The 23290-nt window shown below is 51.5% G+C and carries 17 protein-coding genes and 4 pseudogenes; 4 read left to right on the forward strand and 17 right to left on the reverse strand.

Features of this window, described 5'->3' with window-relative positions; all coding sequences use genetic code 11:
• Positions 1-82 precede the first annotated feature (82 nt).
• Positions 83-679 (forward strand): annotated as a pseudogene (locus L350_RS05825) (LysR substrate-binding domain-containing protein); the annotation flags it as partial.
• Positions 680-720: 41 nt separating this feature from the next.
• Here L350_RS05825 and L350_RS05820 read toward each other — a convergent pair.
• The 5 genes from L350_RS05820 to L350_RS0122595 form a co-directional block, all read right to left on the reverse strand.
• Positions 721-1380, reverse strand: a complete 660-nt coding sequence (locus tag L350_RS05820) for an SDR family oxidoreductase (RefSeq protein WP_007897903.1) — start codon at positions 1378-1380, stop codon at positions 721-723.
• A 294-nt stretch (positions 1381-1674) separates the two neighbouring features.
• Complete coding sequence (locus tag L350_RS05815) at positions 1675-2511, reverse strand: helix-turn-helix transcriptional regulator (protein ID WP_023279881.1); 837 nt, start codon at positions 2509-2511, stop codon at positions 1675-1677.
• A 75-nt stretch (positions 2512-2586) separates the two neighbouring features.
• A complete protein-coding gene (locus tag L350_RS05810; RefSeq protein WP_023279882.1) occupies positions 2587-3438 on the reverse strand; it encodes a DMT family transporter in 852 nt (283 codons plus the stop codon).
• A 106-nt stretch (positions 3439-3544) separates the two neighbouring features.
• Positions 3545-4420, reverse strand: a complete 876-nt coding sequence (locus L350_RS05805; RefSeq protein ID WP_017384065.1) for an MBL fold metallo-hydrolase — start codon at positions 4418-4420, stop codon at positions 3545-3547.
• 82 nt (positions 4421-4502) lie between these two features.
• Complete coding sequence (locus L350_RS0122595; RefSeq protein ID WP_158002126.1) at positions 4503-5435, reverse strand: LysR family transcriptional regulator; 933 nt, start codon at positions 5433-5435, stop codon at positions 4503-4505.
• A gap of 260 nt (positions 5436-5695) precedes the next feature.
• Here L350_RS0122595 and L350_RS05800 point away from each other — a divergent pair, with 260 nt between their 5' ends.
• Both L350_RS05800 and L350_RS05795 read left to right on the forward strand, forming a co-directional pair.
• Positions 5696-6820: an alkene reductase gene (locus L350_RS05800; RefSeq protein WP_023279877.1), complete on the forward strand. Its 1125-nt coding sequence runs from the start codon at positions 5696-5698 to the stop codon at positions 6818-6820.
• Positions 6821-6915: 95 nt separating this feature from the next.
• Positions 6916-7224 (forward strand): ArsR/SmtB family transcription factor, encoded by a 309-nt coding sequence (locus L350_RS05795; RefSeq protein WP_032415288.1) that lies wholly within the window; start codon positions 6916-6918, stop codon positions 7222-7224.
• A 546-nt stretch (positions 7225-7770) separates the two neighbouring features.
• Here L350_RS05795 and L350_RS0122600 read toward each other — a convergent pair.
• From L350_RS0122600 to L350_RS05765, 7 genes and pseudogenes are all read right to left on the reverse strand, one after another.
• A pseudogene (locus L350_RS0122600) lies at positions 7771-8208 on the reverse strand (IS3 family transposase); the annotation flags it as partial.
• 9 nt (positions 8209-8217) lie between these two features.
• On the reverse strand, positions 8218-9369 hold the full coding sequence (locus tag L350_RS05790; protein ID WP_001254932.1) for an IS30-like element IS30 family transposase: 1152 nt from the start codon (positions 9367-9369) through the stop codon (positions 8218-8220).
• A gap of 64 nt (positions 9370-9433) precedes the next feature.
• Positions 9434-9682, reverse strand: a pseudogene (locus L350_RS23995) (transposase); the annotation flags it as partial.
• A 90-nt stretch (positions 9683-9772) separates the two neighbouring features.
• Positions 9773-10201, reverse strand: coding sequence for a hypothetical protein (locus tag L350_RS05780; RefSeq protein WP_017384060.1), 429 nt, complete (start codon positions 10199-10201; stop codon positions 9773-9775).
• Positions 10202-10204: 3 nt separating this feature from the next.
• Complete coding sequence (locus tag L350_RS05775; RefSeq protein WP_017384059.1) at positions 10205-12322, reverse strand: hypothetical protein; 2118 nt, start codon at positions 12320-12322, stop codon at positions 10205-10207.
• Positions 12310-14076 (reverse strand): hypothetical protein, encoded by a 1767-nt coding sequence (locus L350_RS05770; protein WP_032607906.1) that lies wholly within the window; start codon positions 14074-14076, stop codon positions 12310-12312. Before L350_RS05770 ends, L350_RS05775 begins: the two co-directional genes overlap by 13 nt.
• Positions 14063-15310 (reverse strand): tyrosine-type recombinase/integrase, encoded by a 1248-nt coding sequence (locus L350_RS05765; RefSeq protein ID WP_007897923.1) that lies wholly within the window; start codon positions 15308-15310, stop codon positions 14063-14065. Before L350_RS05765 ends, L350_RS05770 begins: the two co-directional genes overlap by 14 nt.
• Positions 15311-15923: 613 nt before the next feature.
• Between L350_RS05765 and L350_RS05760 the strand changes: the two genes are divergently transcribed.
• Positions 15924-16559 (forward strand): hypothetical protein, encoded by a 636-nt coding sequence (locus L350_RS05760; protein ID WP_023279901.1) that lies wholly within the window; start codon positions 15924-15926, stop codon positions 16557-16559.
• A 135-nt stretch (positions 16560-16694) separates the two neighbouring features.
• Here the strand turns inward: L350_RS05760 and L350_RS05755 are convergent.
• The 5 genes and pseudogenes from L350_RS05755 to L350_RS05735 all read right to left on the reverse strand — a co-directional run.
• Positions 16695-17870, reverse strand: a pseudogene (locus tag L350_RS05755) (YgiQ family radical SAM protein); the annotation flags it as partial.
• Positions 17871-18021: 151 nt separating this feature from the next.
• Complete coding sequence (gene ftsP / locus L350_RS05750; RefSeq protein WP_023298607.1) at positions 18022-19434, reverse strand: cell division protein FtsP; 1413 nt, start codon at positions 19432-19434, stop codon at positions 18022-18024.
• A 61-nt stretch (positions 19435-19495) separates the two neighbouring features.
• The gene (gene plsC / locus L350_RS05745; protein WP_022649406.1) at positions 19496-20233 is read right to left on the reverse strand and encodes a 1-acylglycerol-3-phosphate O-acyltransferase; all 738 of its coding nucleotides are present in this window, start codon (positions 20231-20233) and stop codon (positions 19496-19498) included.
• Between the two features lie 163 nt (positions 20234-20396).
• Positions 20397-22655 (reverse strand): DNA topoisomerase IV subunit A, encoded by a 2259-nt coding sequence (parC, locus tag L350_RS05740; RefSeq protein ID WP_023298608.1) that lies wholly within the window; start codon positions 22653-22655, stop codon positions 20397-20399.
• A gap of 118 nt (positions 22656-22773) precedes the next feature.
• Positions 22774-23175, reverse strand: a complete 402-nt coding sequence (locus L350_RS05735; protein WP_022649408.1) for a YgiW/YdeI family stress tolerance OB fold protein — start codon at positions 23173-23175, stop codon at positions 22774-22776.
• Between the last annotated feature and the right edge of the window lie 115 nt (positions 23176-23290).

The raw sequence follows: 23290 nt of genomic DNA on the forward strand, positions 1-23290 counted from the left end.
TGCGGCGGTGCGCCCAAGGGTTGTTATGTTTAATATGGCAGAACTTTCCTGTCGCTATCATTTTGACGCCCGCTATTCGCTCATAGATATGCCTGTCGCGTTTGCGGCTTTACTTGTTATACCCAACCTGCCTGATTTTTATCGCCAGCATCCCGGAATTGAAATTATCCTGAGCAGCTCAGACCGCCGACGGAATATGCTGCATGATGGCCTGGACTGCATACTGAGGGTGGGGGAGCTGGACGATGGCGACTATATCGCAAAGGAGGTGGGAACCGTTAAAATGACGACCTGCGCCAGTCCTGCGTATCTTGATCAACACGGCACCCCGGAAACAATGGACGAGTTGCAGCAGCATCAGGCCGTCAACTGGATTAACAGCAGCAACAGACAAGTTATGCCCTGGACATTCGGGACGTCAGAGGGCTCCACCGAAATTGAACTTCCAGGCAGGCTTGTCGTGGATAACTCAGAAGCCTACATTGCAGCAGGCCTGGCGGGGCTGGGAATACTACAGGGCATGAATATTTTTTTGCAGCCTTATCTCGATCGCGGGCTGTTGGTAGAGGTTCTGCCAGATAATACGTCCCCGAATCGCAAACTGTAACTTCTGTATCCGCACCGCCATCTCTCCCGAAAAGTACGGGCGTTTACCGACTGGCTGGAAAGTTTATTGTAAACGCCTGGGGGCCTGCAGCCTGCTGGTACGTGCGCTGCCTTTTATCGGCCCGCCAGCTTCTGTATGGCTTCACGGACAGGAGCATCGCCAGACGTCAGCTCAATGATGACGCGGCTGACGGCAGGTTGCTCAATGAGTTCAGCCAGCGTAGCCGCCACGTCATCACGGGGCACGTTACCATACGGGATGGCCAGGCCGGCACGTACATAACCCGTACCAGTCTTATCCTGCAGCGCGCCGGGGCGCAGGATCACCCAGTCAAGCTCGCTTTGTGCTAGTTCCACATCGGCCATTTTTTTAACACGCATATAATTTTCGAATGATTCAGAAGTGGTTTCTCCCCGTGCGGACTCCGGGAATGCAGAAACGAGCAGAAAGCGAGACACACCGGCACTGAGGGCGGCAGCTACCGACTTTTTCAGCCCTTCGCCGTCGACCGCATTGGTCATCTCCTGTCCCCCCTTACCGCCGGCACCGGCAGTAAACACCACTGTATCACTACCTGCAAAGTGCATCGCCAGCGCAGCTGCATCCAGCTCTGTCAGGCTCCCACTGACGGGCTCAGCACCCAGCTCGCCTAGCAATGCCTGCTGCTCTGGCTTACGGTAGAGGGCACGAACAGCATGCCCCCTACCTGAAAGGATCCTGCACAGACGCTGGCCGATTTTGCCTGCACCACCGATAATGAAAACATGAACCACAGTTGTCTCCTTCTGGGGTTATGATGTGTCCGAAATTATAACCTGACATCAGGTCAGTTCCTTTGAGCCTGACCGATTGCACTGCATGCTGCTGCCAGCACCAGACAGCTGGTCAGATACTCAGTTGTTCTTATAGCTGAGAACAACAGCCGTACCGATTTAGCTCTCCCGTCACGATGAGAACTCCTGAACCGGTTACACGCAATGCCGGCCAATATCTTCCGTTATATTCGAAAGATCCACGCAAGTTACTGAAGTGCGAGGGACGCAATGTGTACCTTGAACGAACTGAAGTCAGCGGAACCCTGAAGGTTCGATTCCATAGCGTTCAGAAAACTGCTTGCTGAAGCTCGATAGTGAATTGTAACCCACCCGCCCCGCGACCGTTTTTACCGGCAGCGTCGATGTCATCAGCAGGCGGAGAGCCTCCGCGATACGTGCATCGGCGATAACTGAGCGTAAGCTGGTTGACTCACTGGCCAGGTGGCGCCGAAGCGTGGGGCCACTGAGTCCCGTCAGATCTTCAATTTCAGCAGCACTCCAGGGATGAGCCGGTTTGTCCGCTACCATCTGACGGATTTTCATGGCCAGACTTGGCTGCCGGGCTCGCAGCAAAGCATGGTATCCCATGCCATAAAGCCAGAGCACCACTTCAACCATGGCGTGCAGGGAAAGCGGACGCTTCCCTTCCCGCATTGCGGCTGTCCAGCGGTTAAGGGGTGAAAGAAGAGCTGATACGGAAATGGCTGCGATGCTGCCGGTGTCCTGTGGTGGTGGTGCGGCAAGTAACAGCCTGGCTGCTTCAAGCTGTTCCTCCGCGAGCACCACGCTCAGGGCAACAAACTCACCACTTTGTTCTGAAGGGGCATATTCTATATCGATGCTACGGGCATTCGGGACGACCATAATCTCGCCCGGGATCACCCGGTGCCATTTCTCATTTTCACGATACCGGAATTCTCCTTCCAGCGGGAAGGAAAGGGTCGCACCTTCCACCTCGAACTTCTTTACCTGATGCGTCTGTTCTGCGCGAAGGCAATCGCAGGGAAGTGGAAAACGGGAGCGTGCCAGGGTAAGAAGCTCAGCGAGGAGATCATCAACGGGAGAATCGGAAAAGCTGACTGTTTGCATATTCATCCGGAATTTGACTTTGACCGCTATTATACGTCGCCATATACAAAAGCATACAGCGACGCGTGCGGTTGTCTATTCCCGGATGACAAAAATCAGGCCGATTATAGTTATTGCCATACCCACAAGCATGGGCAATGTAATGGCCTCTCCAAACAGCAACCACGCTTCAGCTGCCGTGAGAATGGGAACCAGGTAAAAGTAAGTAGCGACTTTGGTTGCTTCACCGCTTCGTATCATAAAAATCAGCAACATAATCGCCAGAACCGATACGCCAATAACCAGCCAGCCCAGACCCAGCGCAAATGATAAGCTCCACTGCGTCGGAGCAGATTCGAACATCAGGCTAATTGCACCCATCGATATTGTCAAAGTGACGTACTGTAAAAACGTGTTCGCAAAGATATGTCCATCTCCCTGAGCACGGCGCTGATAAAGCGCTCCGATCGTTACGCCAAATAACCCCAGCATGACCGACCCAAAAGCCACAGGATCCAGTGCAAAACTATGCTGGCCTGGCGAGAGCACCAGGAAAACGCCCGCAAAGCCAATCGCAATACCCAGCCATTTCCGGGGATGCAGGGACTGACGGTGCATGAGTGAAACCAGTATTGCAGTCAGTACCGGCTGCAGGCCGGTGATGAGCGCCACAATGCCTGACGGCATGCCACGATGGATGGCATAAAAGCATCCGCCCAGAAAGAAGCTCTGCAGGAAAAGTCCGACAATCAGGTTGCGAACCATTCCTCTGCCGGACGGAAAACGGGCCCTGAACCCCAGTGTAAGCAGCAGAAGGACCAGACAGGAAAATGCGCCACGCAGGAATAAAAGATGAAACGGCGCGCTGTACTGCACGGTAAATTTGGCTGCGACAAACCCTGACTCCAGAGGAATACAAAAAGCCAGGGCGCAAGAGTAATGAGCCATTTTTTTGTGAGGCAGTGATATTCATAGTATTGCAGGTGGGTTCTTGTCGGGCGATATGAAAGGGGATCTTCCCGGTCACTATTGTGTGCACCGGGAAGGAAGGTGATCAGACTGCGGGTGACCACAGGTCGTAATTCAGTGCGAAGCTGTTACCTTCACGGATAACCTTACCGGTAGTAGGCAGGTTGAAGTGCATACCACTGACAGCCAGGTTATCGCTCGCTGCGCGGTCAAGCACTTTGCTACGGATGGCCGCCGCCGCCGCAGGATCGCTGTCGAACGCGATAGTAACGTCAGGCTGAGCAACCTGAATGTGCGGGAAGTGAACAATATCACCCCAGATGAGCAGCGACTCTTTTTCATCACCCAGCAGATAACCGGTATGTCCTGGTGTATGGCCGAACAGCGGTACAGTCTGAATACCTGGTAAAATCGCTTCCTCGCGGAATGGCACCAGTTTGTCGTCATAAGCGCTGAAGGCGTTCCTTGCTACTTCAAAGAACGGCTTGAATGCGTCAGGCGCGCCAGCGGAAATGGTTTCATCACGCCAGAAAGCGAGTTCTTTCTCATGCACAAACAACTGCTGAACATTGCGGAAAACGGGAGTCTGCAGGGGGCCTGCAAGCCCGCCGATATGGTCAGGATGCGCGTGAGTCAGGAGAAGGGTATCAATCTGAAGCGGGTCAATGCCTGCCGCGGCCAGGGCTACCTGAAGCCGACCGCCCCAGCCATTGATACCTCCGGCACCACTGTCAATCAGGATGGTTCGCTCAGGCGTCTGGATAACGTAGACGTTGATATTAATACGGGGTACTGCTGGCACACCGCGCTTCTGCAGTAAATCCTCGGCACGTGAGCCGTCAATACCAGACAGCAGCTCAAAAGATACGTCCAGATAGCCATCACTCAGCATGGTCACAGTCATGTCACCTACTTTTTTGCGATTGATAGCCGGGGCCTGCCAGTTCAGTTGTGAAGTCATATTGGTCTCCGTTACGATTAGAGGTCATCAGGTTTTACTTTAGCAATAGTAACGAAATTTCTGGTTCGAACTGCTCATCCTGCTACGTAAACCGCTCATTCTTAAAATCCGGAGCACAGCAGGTTATATTGCTTTTGCCTTTCTCATGTAAGGTGTCGGTATTATCTTTACCGGAGCCTGTAATGGACATTATTGGAATTATCATGTCGGCGGGAAAAGCCTCTGACCAGTCCTCAAGCACCCGACAATAGTGTCCCGCCTCAATCCCCGCCAGGGCAGAAGACTCCGGCAGGTAGGCCAGGCCGTAGCCATCTTTTACTGCCTGAAGCATTGGATAAATGCTTGAAAAAGTAAGCTGCCCGTCCACTTTTTTCACAATCTCCCCCTGCCTGACAAATTCCCAGCCATACAGCGGGCCTGTGGGTGACAGACGTATATTGATGCAGTCATGTTTTTCCAGCTGAGAGGGATGTAGCGGCAGACCTCTTTCTGCAAGATAGGTGGACGATCCAATGACGACAAACCGTATGTCCGGTGCGATTCGGACGGCCACCATATCCTTTAATATGTCATCACCAATTCGGACTCCGGCATCAAAATTGCCCTCAACAATGTCGACAAAACCGTTCTGCTGCGACATTTCCACCTTGATATCCGAATATTTTTTTAGTAACGGTGACAATCGTGGCCAGAGACATTCATGAATCATGTGATCTGATACCGTAAGTCTGACCAGCCCAGCCGGTGTATGGCGCAGTCTCTGAAGAGCTGTCACGCCCGCTTCAATGCGCGCAAGACCGGGTTCAAGCGTCAGTAATAATTGTTTACCGGCTTCGGTGACAGCCACCCGCCTGGTTGTACGCATAAGTAACGGCATGCCAACGCGCTCCTCGAGACGACGTATCGTGTGTGAAAGCGTGGATGCCGAGATCCCGAGGCGGACAGCAGCCCGTGAAAAACTGCACTCCTGTGCTACTGCCATGAATGCAACATAGTCATTAAAATCGTGACGCATACCGTTCCCGTTCAGGATCTCCGATAACATTATCAGAACCATTTAGGTTCATGATGCCGATTCTGTGAGCCATCAGGCAACCCCCCCGTTCCGCTCATCCGATCATAATTTTTATAAATCTAGATATTGGTAAATCTCAATATGTGGAATAAAGTGTCGTGGTTCTGCGGCTACATCGGCCGAACGACGACATGCCAGGTCGTAAATGCTGAGACATGGCGTTTCAGTGATATTGAAAATTCGCTATATCAGGATATGTAATGAAGACGAAAAACCTGTTCTCTCCCACCAGACTAGGTCCCTACACCCTGAAGAATCGTGTTGTACTTCCGCCTTTAACCCGCTCACGGAGCTCACAACCGGGTGATATTCCGAACGAACTGATGGCTGAATATTACGCACAGCGCAGCAGTGCCGGGTTTATGGTGACCGAAGGAACACAAATCGAACCTCGTGGGCAGGGTTATGCGTGGACCCCGGGGATCTACAGCTCACGGCAAGTGGAAGGCTGGAAGAAAGTGACGCGGGCAGTGCATGAAAAAGAAGGCATCATTTTTGCCCAGCTCTGGCATGTCGGAAGAGTATCCCATAACTCCCTGCAGCCATGTAACGCCTCGCCTGTCGCTCCGTCGGCGATACCGGCAGGGGAAAACGTTAAGGTATTCATCGAAACCGGGCCGGGAGAGGGTGCGCTGGCTACCGCTTCCTGCCCCCGCGCACTGGAAAAAGAGGAAATTAGTGAGATTGTCAGGATGTACGCCGGGGCAGCTCAGAACGCCCTTGATGCCGGTTTTGACGGTGTGGAAATTCACTGTGCAAATGGATACCTGGTTAACCAGTTCATGTCATCCCATAGCAACAAAAGAGAGGATGAATATGGTGGCTCATTACATAACCGGCTGCGGTTTCTGCGCGAAGTGACGCAGGCTGTCGCTGATGTGGTCGGTAAAGACCGTGTGGGAGTCCGTTTTGCTCCGCTCTTTCAGACCACGGATGAAGTAAGGGTCTATCTTGGCCTGGTGGAAGATGATCCCCATGAAACCTATACCGAAGCCGTTAAAATTCTTGAAGAAATCGGAATAGCCTATATTTCTCTTGCTGAAGCCGACTGGGATGATGCTCCCGAATTGCCTGAAGCATTCAGAGCTGAAGTCCGTAAGTTATTCAGCGGTGTAATTATGTATGCCGGGCGATATACGCAAGAAAAAGCCGAACGGATTATCGGTGCTGGCTGGGGAGACATTATCGGATTTGGCCGCCCGTTCATAGCTAATCCGGATTTACCGCAGCGCCTTTATCATGAATGGCCACTGAATCCGGTCGATCCAACAACCATGTATGGTGGAACGGCAAAAGGCTACACAGATTATCCCGCCTTTGGCTAACCATTCTTATGAGCATCAGCTTTTCAAAAGCTGATGCTTAACGTAGAGAAGTATCGTAACATTGCAATTCCTCAATGCGACAAGTGACAGAGTTTATGCCTGATATTGATTTGAATGACGTGATTAAGGCGCTGGGAAACCCTGTTAGAAGAAAAATTCTGCATATGCTCAAGGAACCGAAAATACACTTCCATCAGCCTTATGCTGATGCGGACGAGTTCGGTGTGTGTGTCAGTATCATTCAGGAAAAGGTCGGGCTCTCACAGTCTACCGTTTCTCTTTACCTCTCAGCTCTTCAACGGGCACAACTTGTTACTTCTCAGCGCATCGGTCCCTGGACGTACTACAAACGTGACAATGATAAAATAAGGGTTGTTCTTGAGTTGCTGAAAAATACAATCTGATACAGGACTGAGCACATTCAGTGTAACAGTACCGGGGGTTCGTACTTGCGATCCCGGCAGGCATTCCATGAAAGCGCACTAATTCCTCAATATCAGGCTGCAGACCGGTCATAAGAGGCTAATAGTTTTGCAAAATATCCACCAGTTTGGGTCAAATCACTCTGTCGGTTGGTGTGCATACTCGGTGCAAGGACCTGCAGATATTTAAGATGGCGGATAGCTTGTTACAGTGCCGCTGATGACATTCCGACCCTGTTGCCGTCCGGGTAAGATAATACCTCTGACAGCGGTCATAAAAGCCCAACATAATTGTCTTTCGAGCCATATATTAATCGCTCATCGCGCTCTCTTTTTCGAAGAGGTGTCACTTAATCATGATCGGTCAGTACAAAAAGACAGTGCTTTTCCAAATTCCGGACGGTTGTATGCGAAAACGGTGAAGCTCAACAAATGGTGTCATCGCTGTGCAATGCTCTGCGGGCTCATTCTTTCAGTTAACTGTTTGGTTACAGCTTCAATGAAGTATTTCAGTTAATTCACAGCGAGGGTTTGAGGAAACCACGCTGTGATTACCCAACGCTCATCCGGAGCATCCGGATTGAACTGTCGCTGGAGCTTGTTGGGCGACACGATACTGGCCTCGCCTTTACATGCCCTCGGGCTCCGGTATCCGACCTGAGCCTTTATCCCGACACGTTTCATCAGTCGCCAGACTCTGTTCACTCCGCACTGTTGCCCGCTGTCCCGCAGATCCAGATGGATTTTGCGATAACCATAGACGCATCCCGATTCCAGCCAGAACTGTTTAATCTGTCCTGTCAGTCTCAGGTCTGCCTGATGGCGTTGTGAATGCGGCTGCTGAAGCCAGGCGTAAAAACCACTGGGATGTTCATCCAGCACCCGACAGAGCAGGCGAACAGGCCAGCAATAGGTGTTGTCACGAATAAAGGCGTACCTCAGTCGGACAGCTTTGCGAAGTACGCCGCTGTAGATTCAATCTGTCAATGCAACACCCCTTTCAATTATCTCTTTCGGTGTTTTGAACTTCAGTGTCTTTCTCGGTCTGTTGTTTAGCTGAGCAGCAACCAGATCTAGTTCATGTTGAGTATATTGGGCAAGACATGTCTTTTTAGGAAAGTACTGCCGAATTAGCCCATTTGTGTTCTCATTTGTTCCCCGCTGCCAAGGACTCTGAGGATCGCAGAAGTAAACTTTAACGCCGGTGCTGACAGTAAATTCTAGATGTCTGGCCAGTTCCATTCCTCTGTCCCATGTCAGTGATTTTCTGAGTTCTGACGGTAAACTCAGGAATTTGTCGGTAAGAGCCTGATTTACTGAGACAGAATCTTTGCCCCTGAGTCTAAGGATGATCGTATAACGTGATTTTCGGTCTACAAGTGTGGCTATATGAGAGTTTTTTGTACCTGAGACTAAATCGCCCTCCCAATGCCCCAGAGAGCGTCTGTTATCGATATTTCGGGAACGTTCGTGAATTGGTGTTCCGTTCACTATGTTAATCGTACCTCTTTCGCCTTTGCGGGTATGACGCCTGCCATGGCGAAGGCTATGCGACCGTCGCAGATGCTGTATATTCAGGTGGTGTAGCGCTTCACGGCTACGAAAGTACAGCGTTTTATAAATTGTCTCAGGTGATATTCGCAGCGTTTTTTGACGTGGTTTTGTTCGCCTTAACCATCCTGATATTTGCTCTGGAGACCATTTCATCTCCAGCTTTTCCAGAACAAGCTTTCGCAATGGTAAATTTTGATCCAGTAAGCACGGTTTTGGCCTTTTCGCCATTCTGTTGGCTCGGTTATTAGCATCAACAGCTTTGTAATAGCGTCTGCCCCGATTACGCTGAACTTCACGTGAGATCGTCGAAGGACTGCGATTCAGCGCAGTAGCTATCGCACGAATGCTCATTTTGGCTGACAAACCAGCTCGTATCTCCTCGCGCTCAGACAGTGTCAGGTGAGCTACAGCCCGCTTACGCTCATGGGGTTTTATGCCGCCAGTATCCCTTAACATAGTGAAGATCGTTCCGGGTTTTGAACCCAGGATATTCGCTATTTCACTGAAGCCTGTTCCGTTCTTCCATAGTTCAAAAACAGAGGCTTTTTCCTCTGCTGTAAATGTTCGTCTCATTCAAAAAACCTCCGCAACCCCATGTTTTCACATAACTGTTGCGTTGACCAATTGAATCTACAGCGGCTTTTTTTAATATGTCCCGTTCGTCGGTAACCCGCTTCAGCTCTTTCTGAAGACGGCGGATCTCGGCCTGAGCATCTGACTGTTCTTTATTAGTGGAAGAATCCGGACCGTAGTTCTTTATCCAGGCGTAAAGGCTGTGGGTGGTGATATCGAGACGCGTTGCAACGCTGGCAACAGAATAACCGCGATCAACAACCTGTTTGACTGCTTCAATTTTAAACTCTTCAGGATAACGCTTACCGCTCATGGGCACCTCTCTTTAAGTCATCTTAAATGACTCTGAGGTGTCTGTTAAACCTGTGGCGATTCACCTCGCGTCCTTCCGTTCAGTATAGCCTCAGTCCCTGACACCACCCGAGAACGGAATGACGTCCCCTTTCTCCCTCCCGGTGTTGCGTTCAAGCTCCCTGACATACTGCTGTAAAAGTATAAGGTTATGTAACAGCTCTACATTTTCAGCCATCATCTTTTTGATTTCTTCCCTCAGCTCATTTCTCTGACGGCGATACTTTTCTTTCAGCTTGATCTGCTGCTCAATGCCCTGCTCATCAACCGGCGCGGTGCCCTGGCACGTTTTTTTCAGACTGCGGATAGCCTCCCTGACCTGCCTGTACTCAGGACAGTTATAATTCAGGGTGCCGTTTGCCAGCCCCGCTCGTTTTTCCACAGCATACTGGCTGATACGCTCCCCTGATAACATCAGTTCCCTCAGGGCCTGCTCTGCTCTTGCCTGTGTTTTTTTAACCCCCGACTGTTCGTTCGTCATGCTCTATTCATCCTTTTCAAAAAAACGGACAGCATCTGCATAAAAATCTCTCTCAAGCATCAGAAAATCCCTGTCAGCCTGAGGAGCATTATTTCGCACGGCAATCTCCAGAAGGTTGTCATAATGAGCCATCCTGCGTTTCCACACGGGAACAGAATCAGCTCCGGCCAGCATGTTCTCACATCCCGGATTGCAGGACGCTGACTGAACAACCGCCTTAAACTCGCAGTCATGGCCATTCATGCAATAAAAACCGTTTCCAAGAGATACCAGTTTTTGCCCGCCTCGTTTAGCCATGCTCATCGCTTTTTTCAGTGTAGGAAACGTCATCTGATGTAAGTGCCCACCTCTCTGGGACATCAGTAACTTCCCGCCTTCGCCATAAAGCAGGCCTTCATGCTGATAAGAAACAGCCCTGGAAGCTGAGAGTTCGGTATCAACCCTCTCAATCTCGGCAGCGAATGCCTGAGGGATCGCCCGGCTAAAATGCGAAGCGTTGAGTGCACCGGACATATACCACTCCGTCATGCCTCTGATTAAGTGCTTAAACTGCCGGATAAGATCATTAGTAGAAATCAGATCAAGACGCCTGAGGTGTACAGCAAGTGAACGGCGAAACTGATGGGTTCGCAATGGCCAGAAAGCCCCCTCCCGAATCTCCATCGCAACGCGTTCATCATCACGTATGTTTGGATTTAAAAGCCTGAACTCATCAATATGGTCACGTCGGATGAACAGATGGTGTCTTTTCACAAATTTCTTTGCCCACTCAGTCTGGCGCTGCGTCCCCATAAAAGAGAGTTTTTGCTCCGAGAACCACGACCTGATATTTAAAGACAATGGAACATTGTCCAGCGTCTTCCCGTCCAGGCCTGTCATGATTTGATTAATTCTGCGTAAATGCTGAAAAGGCTTTTCCACATAGCGACAAACAACCCAGTCTTCGTGACTTCCACCTTCCGGGGCGAACTTATGCAACACCGAACGAAGTCCCAGGATATCACCATCATAAATCAGTGAACCGTGCATCACGCCAAGCACTTCGCTGTGTCTCATCCCCGACATGGCCTGTATCACATTCATGACTTTTAACGTCAGCTCAAAATGCCAGGTGTTCAGCTTTATGTGATCAACGCCAATAAAATCAGATCTCCAGCGCTTATTTTTATGTACCGAGAACCAGCCCTGCATCCCGGGGCCAAGTGTCGCGAAAAGCGCCCGAATTTCCCCGGCAACAATATTGTAGTAATACGCGGCCCGGTAATCCGGTATGCTTTTTGCTGTCCCTCTTTTACGGGCTTCCAGCATCGACGTATAGTAAGGCGAATCATAAAAACCGTTTATGATAGCGCACAGCCGGGAAAACCCGTCAAAATCGAAATCACTGATTTCAGCATCCAGTTCAGTAATCAGCCCTTCCCAGACAGACATCATAAGACTGAAAGGCATACAATATGTCTGGTTTGAATCATCCACACTGTTGTAACTGTCGAAGCTAATATCAGGAAAGTAACCGTATTTTCGAAGACGGGTATGACCTGTCAGCGAGATATCCGCCAGGTCCATAAAGTAATTACGTAATGTTCTTTCAGAACGCTTCCTGCCGTGCTCATCCTCCTCCTTCATCTTTACAATGAAAGCATTCCGGACAAGCGGAAAACGAAGCTGAAACAGACTGCGATACCCCATAGACTCAATAATACGGGCTCCCGCCACAATGTTTGCACATTTCCGGATCAGGGACTGCGTCTTCGCGGTCCTGCCGACAATCCAGAGCAGGCTGGCTGAGATGATTTTGGCTTCAAGACGCAGTTCAGGATCCCGTATGCCTGAAAAATTAACGGTTCTTAACGTTTCACCAATATGGGTTCTGACATAGCGATTGGTCCAGACATCATCCCTGAAATAAATATTCAGCGTCTCCTCATTGATAAAACGCATATCATGTTCATCTGAGCTGGCGATAACCAGGCAGTTATTCAGACGTTCAAAGCTTTTGTTTTCTAGTGCCTCACAGATGATATCCTCAGTCGGAAACTCATCCCCTGAACGAAGCGGCGTTCCGGCAGGAAACTCCGCCATTCGACTACGGCTTACCTCTTTTTTCTTCAAATCTGCCATACCGGAGCCACACCTTCTCGCTGAAGTTTAACGCGCGCTTTTTTCAGGATCGCCTCATCTACCAGCCCAAGCCGTAAATCAATCTTCAGGAGTAACGTTTCATAACGCTCCACAGCATTGACCGAACCGATGTACAACGGTTTTCCATACTCGATAGCATGCCTGAATGACAGCAGGAGCCATACAGACTCCAGCGTTTCCACAACGCAACTTTTTGAACATTCGACACAATGAGAAAAATCCGCACAAGCCTTTGGTGTCCGGCCAAATCGTTTTTGCTTTTTTATAAAGCGCAATTCAATATCTGTAGGCGGCTCCTGCGATCGACATCCCAGGCCATTCAATAAAAGATCCACACCCTCATCGCTTCCACGCAGATCGATCCCCAGCTCATCAGCAACTTTTACCCGCTCGGATAACGCACGTGTCGCAATCCCCTGATTCATAAGCGTATCAAGTGCAGCACTGAAGTTTTCCTTCGCCCCCTGTGGGTTACCTGCAGCATAATTCCGCCTGTAAGTGCCCCAGTTATGCTGTGCTTTTTCCGCCGTAATCAGACCATTCTTTAATGTTCTGTCCGTATACTGCTCAGACGTTTTGCGCAAGCCAGAAACGGTAATTGATGGAAGCGAGGGATTAAGCTGCCGCATCGTGGCCCACGCCCCCTCAGAGTTAGAAAATTTAGTCAGATGACTGGGATTAAGAGAATAAAGCTTACGGAATTTCACCTGCGGCTCACTCAGAAACAGCGCCTGTACCGGAGGGAAGTTATCTGCGGAAACCAGATAGTTAACGATGTCGTCCCTGAGCCTGATAAAAGACAGAAACCAGTAATAGCCCGCACGTTTGGTCACATACTCCGATTTACCTATCGTCAGACGTATATACTTATTCGCTCTCCCCTTATAAACATAATCAGTGCTGATACCCTTTTCATCCAGATGTATATCATCCCGCGTCAGACCCAGAACCTGAGAGGTGTTTCCCCATGTGTGGTAACAGAACAGAAAAAAAGAAGTAAGAAAGTAATTTTCCAGAACGTCCCTGATGATGATCTCTGCCCTGCTGACCCCGTTCTCTCCCGGATACCGGAAATACGCTTCATAAACAGGTGCCAGCAAAGACGGTGAGAAATGCCGCACCCCTTTTTCCGATTTAGCGATATGCTCCCGGATACATCCCGCAAGGAACTCATTCATGGATGACAACTGCCTCAGGATCTCGGAAAGTTCATTCCTGGTATAGCTATCCCTTCCCTGCTGCTGATACGTTCCTTTCGGTAAGAATTCATATTCATACCGCCTCTGAATCTGCCCGCCCGTAAGCAAAAACCGGTTGACCACGGACAAGTAGTGTCTTGCCATCCTGACTGAAATTTTTCGCCGACGAATATCGTTCATGAGATGTTTAATATACATTTCAACGCCTTCAGCCGTGCCATAGTCATACTGATTGACTGACTGCCATATAAAAAACATATTGAGATAACGGAAAATGGTTAACCTTCCGGCGGGACGGTAAGACAGAAGAAATCGTTTCAGAGAGGCAATAAAATCGCGTTTTTCAGGGCGGGCAAGATGCGAATGTTCACTAAACCATCCGGGGAGCAACACATAATCTGAAAAATGAGCCTGAAGATAAACGTCAAGTAAATAATATCGGTTCAGATCCCGCTGAGTGATGTGTCCGCTGACCGTCTCCCATGACAGCACATTTTCGGCCATCCACGTTATCTGCGTTTCACTCCGGCTCATATATGGCTCCATCGCGACCTGCAGCACCGTCAATCAATGCGTCCATGACCCCGGCGACTGCATCAGAAATCTGGTTTTGCTGAAGAAAGACGATGTATTTCATCGTCGTATTTTCGCTTTTATGGCCCATCCAGTATTTTACTGTACCCAGCGCATTTGCGGCCTGATCGGGATAGCAACTCAGTGCCGAGCGTAAAAAATGGGTCGCAAACGTTGCCCGCAAATCATGGGGTTTATGTCTGAACACATTTCCCGGAGCAGACCGGGCCAGGCGATGGCGAAAACTGTACCAGCGGGAGTAAAAGGCTTTTTCAGACATCCGTTTCCCGTTTGCCATTAAAAATAAAGGCTCGTGCCGCCCTTCCCCACCCTGTCGTGCACGCCATTTTTGGATCTTCTTTTCATACTCCTCATCCGCCAGATAATCCAGAACCTGCTCGTACAATCGTCTGGTGATGAAGAGTTCTCGCGTCATCCCAAACTTCGTATGAACTCCGCATCTCGGACCAATATGAAGCCCCCTGATGGTCAACTCAGATACAGGGACACTGGCAAGGTACTCTTCAGTAAAGAGTGACGACGGCAGGGTCAGCATTTCATCCAGCCGTAACCCACAATTTTTCATCAGCACAATCATTAAACTGAACAACCCGGACTCAGATTTCAGTGCCTCATCCAGGATATGAACCTCTGCATCATTCAGTGGGTTGATTGTCCTTTTTGTTGTGCTGGTTATCCTGATGGCAAGATCCGAACTTATCACCTTGCGTCGCCCGTCAACGACTTTTTCGACCAACGTAAAAAATGAGCTGGCAGCCAGCTCACCACACTTGCCCAGAAATACGTAAAACCGTCGGATAACGCTGATGTACACCGCCGCGGTGGATGAGGCGATGCGCCCCTGCCTTACGGCCCCCAGAAGATACTCCCTGAAGCCATATGTAGGGCTTTGGTATTTCAACGTTCCCGGGGTGAAAGGGTCAAGTCCGTTATCCTCCAGCCACCTTATCCAGCGTAAAAATGCCCGGGCTAAAGGCTTTAAATCCCTGGCCTGCAGGATAGCTTTATCCATAAGATAAAAGTGTACATATCGGCTCAGTTTTCGATTCTGGATGCCGCTAATATAAGGTATTTCAGCATACAGAAATCCGGGTTCAAATTTCAGTTTCGGCTCTGTTGCATCCAGTTTGCTGACACGCCCATAACGCGCATGAATGTTAGTGATTATCCTCACAGTCTGTCGCCCTGAAACGCCACCTCATGCCTACACTATAAATCCGGAAGAAGAAAAAACAAACAACCAGGTTGCCGGGAGTGAATATGCAAATCAGGAGGAAAGTAAAAGATGTAACGACACCATCACGATGCAATACATTGACCTCAACACGTTACCCGGACCATACGTGATAAACATCACAAATCCTTTGAGTGAAGAACTTAAGATGTGATTTTCATTTCCCGGCACAAACCGTGCCCTTAAAAAACAGGCAACGGATACATCTTAATGCCAGAAGTAAACCTTAATTGATTGAATACAGCCTGAGTCCATTGCAAAAATAACACACAGGGTAAATTCGCATATACAGAACCCAACGAAAAGCAAAAGAAACCTGTAACACATTTCGTTTACCTGTCACTTTCAATTGTAAAAGCCAGCAGAAAAAGCGCATAAAACTATTTTTATCCCTGCGGGGACTTTTGTTTGTGCTATATATTTTTTACAGAGAACCGCAACGCGTCCAAACACAAGAATATATTTACCTCTGGAAAATGGTCTGACTCCCTTTCACGTGGTTGTAGTGACCTGTTCTGTGATTCATGTAATGTCTTTTCTGGATGAGGAAAATATGTCATCACTGATATTTTATACAGACGAAGCACAAGCACTGATTGTAACAGATACCCTTGCCGTCACCGATAATGGGGAGCCGTTATCTTTTGTTTCCAAAGCAGGTTACATCCCCCAGCTAAGAACCATCATAGCAGGTACGGGGGCAGGTGGATTTTCTAACACCTGGTTGCTTGAAGCATCAACCAGAATGGTCGTATCAGGTATACAAAATCTCAATTATCATACATCGGCCTGTCTAAGGAGGCTGTGGAAACAATACAAGCATGACCATGCAATTCCCTCTTCTTCAACGGTGACAACCAGTGTTTATCAGTTCGCAATTTGCGAGGAAACAGGAAATATCGTTTCGTTCGCCTATCGCTCAGTCCATGATTTCGAATCAGAGCAATTACAATACGGAACAGGAGTAAAACCTGAGTGCCAAATCCTGGATGGGGATTTGTTGCAGACAATTCCTGTAATGATGAATGAACAAAGGGCTATACAGGCGACATACTCACACCCGGAACGGATCCATATTGGCGGTGAGATGATTGCGCATTATCTGACATCATCTATGTATCAATGCTTTAAGATTGGGGAATTTGAGGATTTCAGAACTCAGGGAGAGTATATATTGAGCAGGATTTAGGCAAAACGCGGTTCAGATAAAGTGCTTTTAACAGGCTTGCTGAACATTAAAAGGATATCTCTCAATTACGATGAATAGCTTGAATTCTAAAAATAGAAAAGTAGAGTTTAACTCTAAATACATAAAAACAAGAGTAAAGGAGCACCCGCCGAAGCAGCCGCGCATGATGTTGACCGAGAAGCGGATCATCTCGTACGCCGGAATACGGCTGTTGCCATATGACGGATGCGGCACACGCTTGTACGGCAGGGCAAAAACGCTGTCCATCTCTTCGGTAGAGAGCGGGATCGCCGGCGGGTTAACCCAGATATAACGCTCGCCGTGCTTTTGCATCAACGCGCGGGCACAGCCCGGGTTGGTTTCATGGTGCAGAATACGGGAGGCGTGTGCGTAGAGCACCTTGTCAGCTTTGACCTTCTCATATGACGGCAGTAGCACATAGGTCTTTTCCCACGGCTTCGGACGCGGCGGCTGCACCACCACGGCCTTTGCTTCCGCTTTCTTCGGCTCAACTGGTTTGTTATCCGCGCACGGCAGATCGTCACCGTACGGATGCGGGATAGGGTCGATTTTGCCCGGCATATCGATAATGCGGGAATCCACCCCGCTCCAGCCCGGCAGCGCCTCTTTCACCATGATCGCGGTGTTGCGCACGTCGCGGATCTCGCTGACCGCTTCACCCTGCGCCAGGCGATGCGCCACTTCCACCAGCGGACGCTCGCCGTTGCCGAAGATCAGCATGTCGGCTTTCGAATCCACCAGCACCGAACGGCGCACGGTGTCAGACCAGTAGTCGTAGTGCGCGGTGCGGCGCAGGCTCGCCTCGATGCCGCCCAGGATCACCGGCACGTCTTTCCATGCTTCTTTGCATCGCTGGGTGTAGACGAGGGTCGCGCGATCGGGACGTTTACCCGCCACGTTATCTGCCGTATAAGCGTCGTCATGACGCAGCTTACGGTCCGCGGTATAGCGGTTGATCATCGAGTCCATGTTGCCCGCGGTCACGCCAAAGAACAGGTTAGGTTTACCCAGACGCATAAAGTCGTCTTTGCTGTTCCAGTCAGGCTGAGAAATAATCCCCACGCGGAAACCCTGAGCTTCCAGCATACGGCCGCAGATCGCCATGCCAAAGCTCGGGTGATCGACATACGCATCACCCGTCACCAGAATGATATCGCAGCTGTCCCAGCCCAGTTGATCCATCTCTTCCCGGGACATCGGCAGGAACGGCGCCGGTCCAAAGCAGGCTGCCCAGTACTGGGGCCAGGAGAAGAGGTCGCGATCCGGCTGGATCAGGGAAATTGCGCTCATAATGCTTCCGAAGAAAAAATAGACAAAAGGAGCGGGATTATACGCTGGTTTATCGGGGGAAATGAAGGGGTATTTATTGCCCGGTGACGCTACGCTTACCGGGCCTACGGGCCTGTAGGTCGGGTAAGGCGAAGCCGCCACCCGACTCGTTTTACGGTGCCGGATTCACCAGCATCTGCCCTACCGACCCCCTGTCCATCATCTCCAGCGTCTGGCTGTGGAACAGGAACGGGAAGTGCGGCCATGACGGCTGTCCATAGTAGACGAGCAGTTCTACCTGCCCATCCACCCAAACGGTATCTTTCCAGCCCCTGTCTTCCGGGAACGGCATCGCCCCGTTGACGTTGCGGATCAGGAATGACACCCCTTCAATATGGAACGACTGCGGCATCTCCGAGCGGACGGTCCAGCGCTCCCAGGTTCCCTGCTGGGCGGTGATATCAATACGGTTTACGTCCCACAGCGCACCGTTGATGCCCGGATCGTCGCCGAGGCTGATATCGCGACTGCGTACTGCCGGGCCGGTCACAATTTCCTGCGGCAGCAGGCGCATCGGCAGGCTGTCGGTCACCAGCGGCAACAGGCCGGTCGGGCGCAGCGTCAGCACCAGCGTGGAGACCAGAACGCTCGACGGTTCAAAGAAGCCGCGTATGCGGTCAACAATGCTTGCCGCTTCGCCGCAGGTCACGGACACTTCATCCCCGTTGGTCATATCCACGAGGATTTCACGACGTTCGCCCGGCGCCAGCGCCAGCTGTTTGACCGACACCGGCGCAGGTAATAACCCCTGATCGCCTGAAATCACATGCAGGGCGCGGCCGTCGCTCATTTGCAGCAGGTAGCGGCGCGAGTTAGAGGCATTCAACAGACGCAGGCGCACCCAGCCACGAGACACTTCGACATACGGGCTTTGCGCGCCGTTAACCAGCAGCGTATCGCCCACAAAGCCACCACTGCCCGGCTCGCTGTACTCCGGCGTACCGAAGTTATCCAGACGCTTGTCCTGAATAATGATCGGGAAATCATCAACACCGTAGTGATTCGGGATCGGCAGCGTTTTACTGACCTCATCTTCAATCAGCCACATCCCGGCCAGGCCGTTATAGACCTGCTGGGCGGTGCGGTTCGGGGTGTTGGCGTGATACCACAATGTCGCCGCGCTCTGACGAATCGGGAGGACGGGCGCCCAGTCGGCATTCGGCGACATCATGCGCGCCGCGCCGCCCATCAGCGGCCCCGGCACCTGCAACCCACTGACGGTCATTGCGACATTTTCCGTCGTCCGGTTACTGTAGATGAGCTTGACGTCATCCCCATTCCACACGCGAATGGTCGGCCCGAGGTAGCGTCCGTTAATGCCCCATACCTGCGCGCGCGTTCCCTGGGTAAAGGACCAGTGGCTACGCTGAAGCGTGAGGAATAGCGGCTGTCCGCGACGGGATTCAATCAACGGCGGAATAGGCAGCGGCTGTTGCTGCCCGGCGGCGCTGGCTGTCCGCGGCATCGCACCCGCACAAAGGGCGATACCCGAAGCCTGAATAAACTGACGCCGACTGAGTGACATATAAGCTCCATCTGAAACGACTAACAACGCGGGAATTCGTTTTCCCTTGAACGAAACCGGGTTAAATCTTACCGGCGGCTTCTCGCTCTGCAACTTCTTTATCGAGCTGTGCAATGTGCTGAGCCATCAGCTCGCGGCAGTGCGTGGCCAGCTCGCGCACCTGGTCTTTACCGTATTTGGAGGTATCCACCGGCGGTAGCATTTCGACAATGACCAGTCCGTTTTTCAGACGGTTAAGATTAATCTTATTCGATGTATTGGAAACGCACACGGGAATAATTGGAACGCCTGCCGCAATTGCAGCATGAAACGCGCCGGTCTTGAACGGCAGCAGGCCGCGACCGCGGCTGCGCGTCCCTTCCGGGAACATCCAGATTGAGATCCGGCGCTTTTTAAACTGATCCACCACTTCCGCAATGGTGCCATGCGCTTTCGCACGGTTGTTGCGGTCAATCAGCAAGTTACCGGTGAGCCAGTACAGTTGGCCGAAAAGCGGGATCCACAGCAGGCTCTTTTTCCCGACGGTTACGGTCGGCGGAATAACAATATTTGAGGCCGTCACCATATCGTAGTTGTTCTGATGGTTAGCGATATAGATGGCGTTACCGAAATTCTCCGCCCCTTCAGGCAGACGCTTTTCAACCTTCAGGCCGAACAATGGCGCAAGGCGACCAAACATGTGCCCGAACGTCGCGACATGTTTTGGGTTACGCGGGCTGAACAGGCAATAAATCGATCCGAAAATACAGACCAGAATGCAGTAAATAACGGTAAGAATAAGACGAACAATGTATAGCATAGCGACCTCTGAAGCCCTGACAGCTGACAATTATACTTCACCTGTGGCCAGGTAAGGACTTTATTACGAGCGCGTATTGTTAATCGCAACGCACGAATTAACAACGTTTTTACGGGAAATTTTATGGTAATCCCCCTCCGGAAAGAGGGGGGGATGAAACAGGTTACTCTTCGCTGTCGTCCGCTTTGCTGCGCGCCGGCGAGTCGATCTCCACGCGGTCGATGCGCTGCAGGCCACGCATCAGTGAGCCGCGACGTCCGCGCTCGCCAACCACCTTCTGCAACTCTTCCGGACGCAGTTTGATCTTACGTTTGCCGACATGAATGGTCAGCGTGCTCTGCGGCGGCAGCAGGAAGAGATGCGCCAGGCTATCTTCGCCTTTTGCCGCTTCCGCTGACGGGATACTGATGATCTTGTTGCCCTTCCCTTTCGACAGCTCCGGCAGATCGCTGACCGGGAACATCAGCATGCGTCCGGCAGCGGTGATCGCCAGCAGCATATCGCTTTCGTTCTCGATGATCAGCGGCGGCATGACGTGGGCGTTATCCGGCAGGCTGATCAGCGCTTTACCGGCGCGGTTACGCGACACCAGATCGTTAAAGGTGCAGATAAAGCCGTAGCCAGCATCAGACGCCATCAGCAGTTTTTGATCGTCGGCTTCCATCAGCATATGGTCAACCGTGGCGCCCGGCGGCAGCGTCAGCTTGCCGGTCAGCGGTTCGCCCTGCCCGCGCGCGGACGGCAGCGTGATCGGATCAATGGCGTAGCTGCGGCCCGTGGAGTCGATAAACGCCACCGGCTGGTTGCTCTTGCCCTTCACCGCCGCCTTGAAGCTGTCACCGGATTTGTAGCTCAGACCCGGCGCGTCGATATCGTGGCCTTTGGCGCTACGCACCCAGCCGCTCTGGGAAAGCACGATGGTCACCGGCTCGGACGGCAGCATGTCGTGCTCGTTCATCGCCTTCGCTTCTTCGCGCTCATGCAGCGGAGAACGACGGTCGTCGCCAAAGGCGTCGGCATCGGCCTGCAACTCTTTCTTCAGCAGGGTGTTCATCTTGCGCTCGGACGCCAGAATCGCCTGAAGCTGATCGCGCTCTTTTTCCAGCTCGTTCTGCTCGCCGCGGATCTTCATCTCTTCCAGCTTAGCGAGATGGCGCAGCTTCAGTTCGAGGATCGCTTCGGCCTGGGTTTCGCTGATGCCAAAGCGCGACATCAGGGCAGGCTTAGGTTCGTCCTCGGTACGAATGATCTCAATCACTTCGTCAATGTTGAGGAACGCCACCAGCAAACCTTCGAGGATATGCAGGCGCTTAAGCACTTTCTCCAGCCGATGGTTCAGACGGCGGCGCACCGTATCGCGGCGGAAGGCCAGCCATTCGGTGAGGATCTCCAGCAGGTTTTTCACCGCCGGACGACCGTCCAGACCAATCATGTTCAGGTTGATGCGGTAGCTTTTTTCCAGATCGGTAGTGGCGAACAGGTGGTTCATCACCTGCTCCATATCCACGCGGTTAGAACGCGGCACAATCACCAGACGGGTCGGGTTTTCGTGGTCCGATTCGTCACGCAGGTCGTCCACCATCGGCAGCTTTTTATTGCGCATCTGGGAGGCAATCTGCTCCAGCACCTTCGCGCCGGAGACCTGGTGCGGCAGCGCGGTGATCACCACGGCGCCATCCTCTTTGGTCCATACCGCGCGCATGCGCACGGAGCCTCGGCCGTTCTGGTAGATTTTACGGATTTCCGCACGCGAGGTGATGATCTCGGCTTCGGTCGGATAGTCCGGCCCCTGCACGATATCCAGCAGATCGTCCAGCGAGGTTTTTGGCTGCTCAATCAGGGTGATGGCGGCTTTCGCCACTTCACGCAGGTTGTGCGGCGGAATGTCCGTCGCCATGCCCACGGCGATACCGGTCGTGCCGTTCAGCAGGATGTTCGGCAGACGCGCAGGCAGCATTTTCGGCTCCTGCATCGTACCGTCGAAGTTTGGCACCCAGTCGACCGTACCCTGCCCCAGCTCGCCCAACAGCACTTCGGCATATTTAGACAGACGGGATTCGGTATAACGCATCGCCGCGAAGGATTTCGGATCGTCCGGCGCCCCCCAGTTCCCCTGACCATCCACCAGCGGATAGCGGTAAGAGAACGGCTGGGCCATCAGCACCATCGCTTCATAGCAGGCGCTGTCACCGTGCGGATGGTATTTCCCCAGCACGTCACCGACGGTACGGGCGGATTTCTTGAACTTGGCGGTCGCATTCAGCCCCAGTTCGGACATCGCATAGACGATGCGGCGCTGAACGGGCTTCAGGCCATCCCCGATAAACGGCAACGCCCTGTCCATGATGACGTACATGGAGTAGTTCAGGTAGGCGTTTTCCGTGAATTCATGTAGCGCGAGGCGCTCTGCCATATCGCTCATTACGTGTGATTCCTCAACTCAGAAACCGATGGGTTTCAGGCAATATTGCCGCAGATACTACCTCATCTGGCGAGTTGAGTCACAAAGAAAAAGGGCCGCTCATGCGGCCCTTTCCGGGTTATTTGTTCAGCTTGATAACCTGCTTCACGTCGATTTCAAACTCGTTCCAGTCTTTATCGATTTTACCCTGCAGTTCGACTTTATCCTGGGGCGTCACCGTCACGCCGTTCCAGCGCTTGTGGTCGATCTCCACCACCACCGTGCCGCTTTCATCGCGGAAGGTGTAACGGTCATCGGACAGGCGCTCGGTAATATTACCGCGCAGCTTCACCCAGCTGTCGTCCTTCATATCTTTGACTTTAGCCGCGGTAGTGAGGTTGGCGTTATTATCGACAAAGCCACCCTGCTGGGTTTGCGTCTGGGTCTGTGTCGCAGATGGGCCAGAGAAGCCACCCTGTGCAGCAAAAACAGGGGCAGTGGTCATCATCATAATGGCAGCAATTGCAGCGTATTTTTTCATCTTAATCTCTCCCTTTAATGTCGTTTCACAATCCATTAAACAGGGTAAACCTTAACAACTTCTTAAGGGGAAAATTTATTTATTTTTACTGTACAGCAGGCGCTTGCAGAAGGTT

The organism is Enterobacter sp. MGH 4 (assembly GCF_000534735.1).
Classification (GTDB): domain Bacteria; phylum Pseudomonadota; class Gammaproteobacteria; order Enterobacterales; family Enterobacteriaceae; genus Enterobacter; species Enterobacter intestinihominis.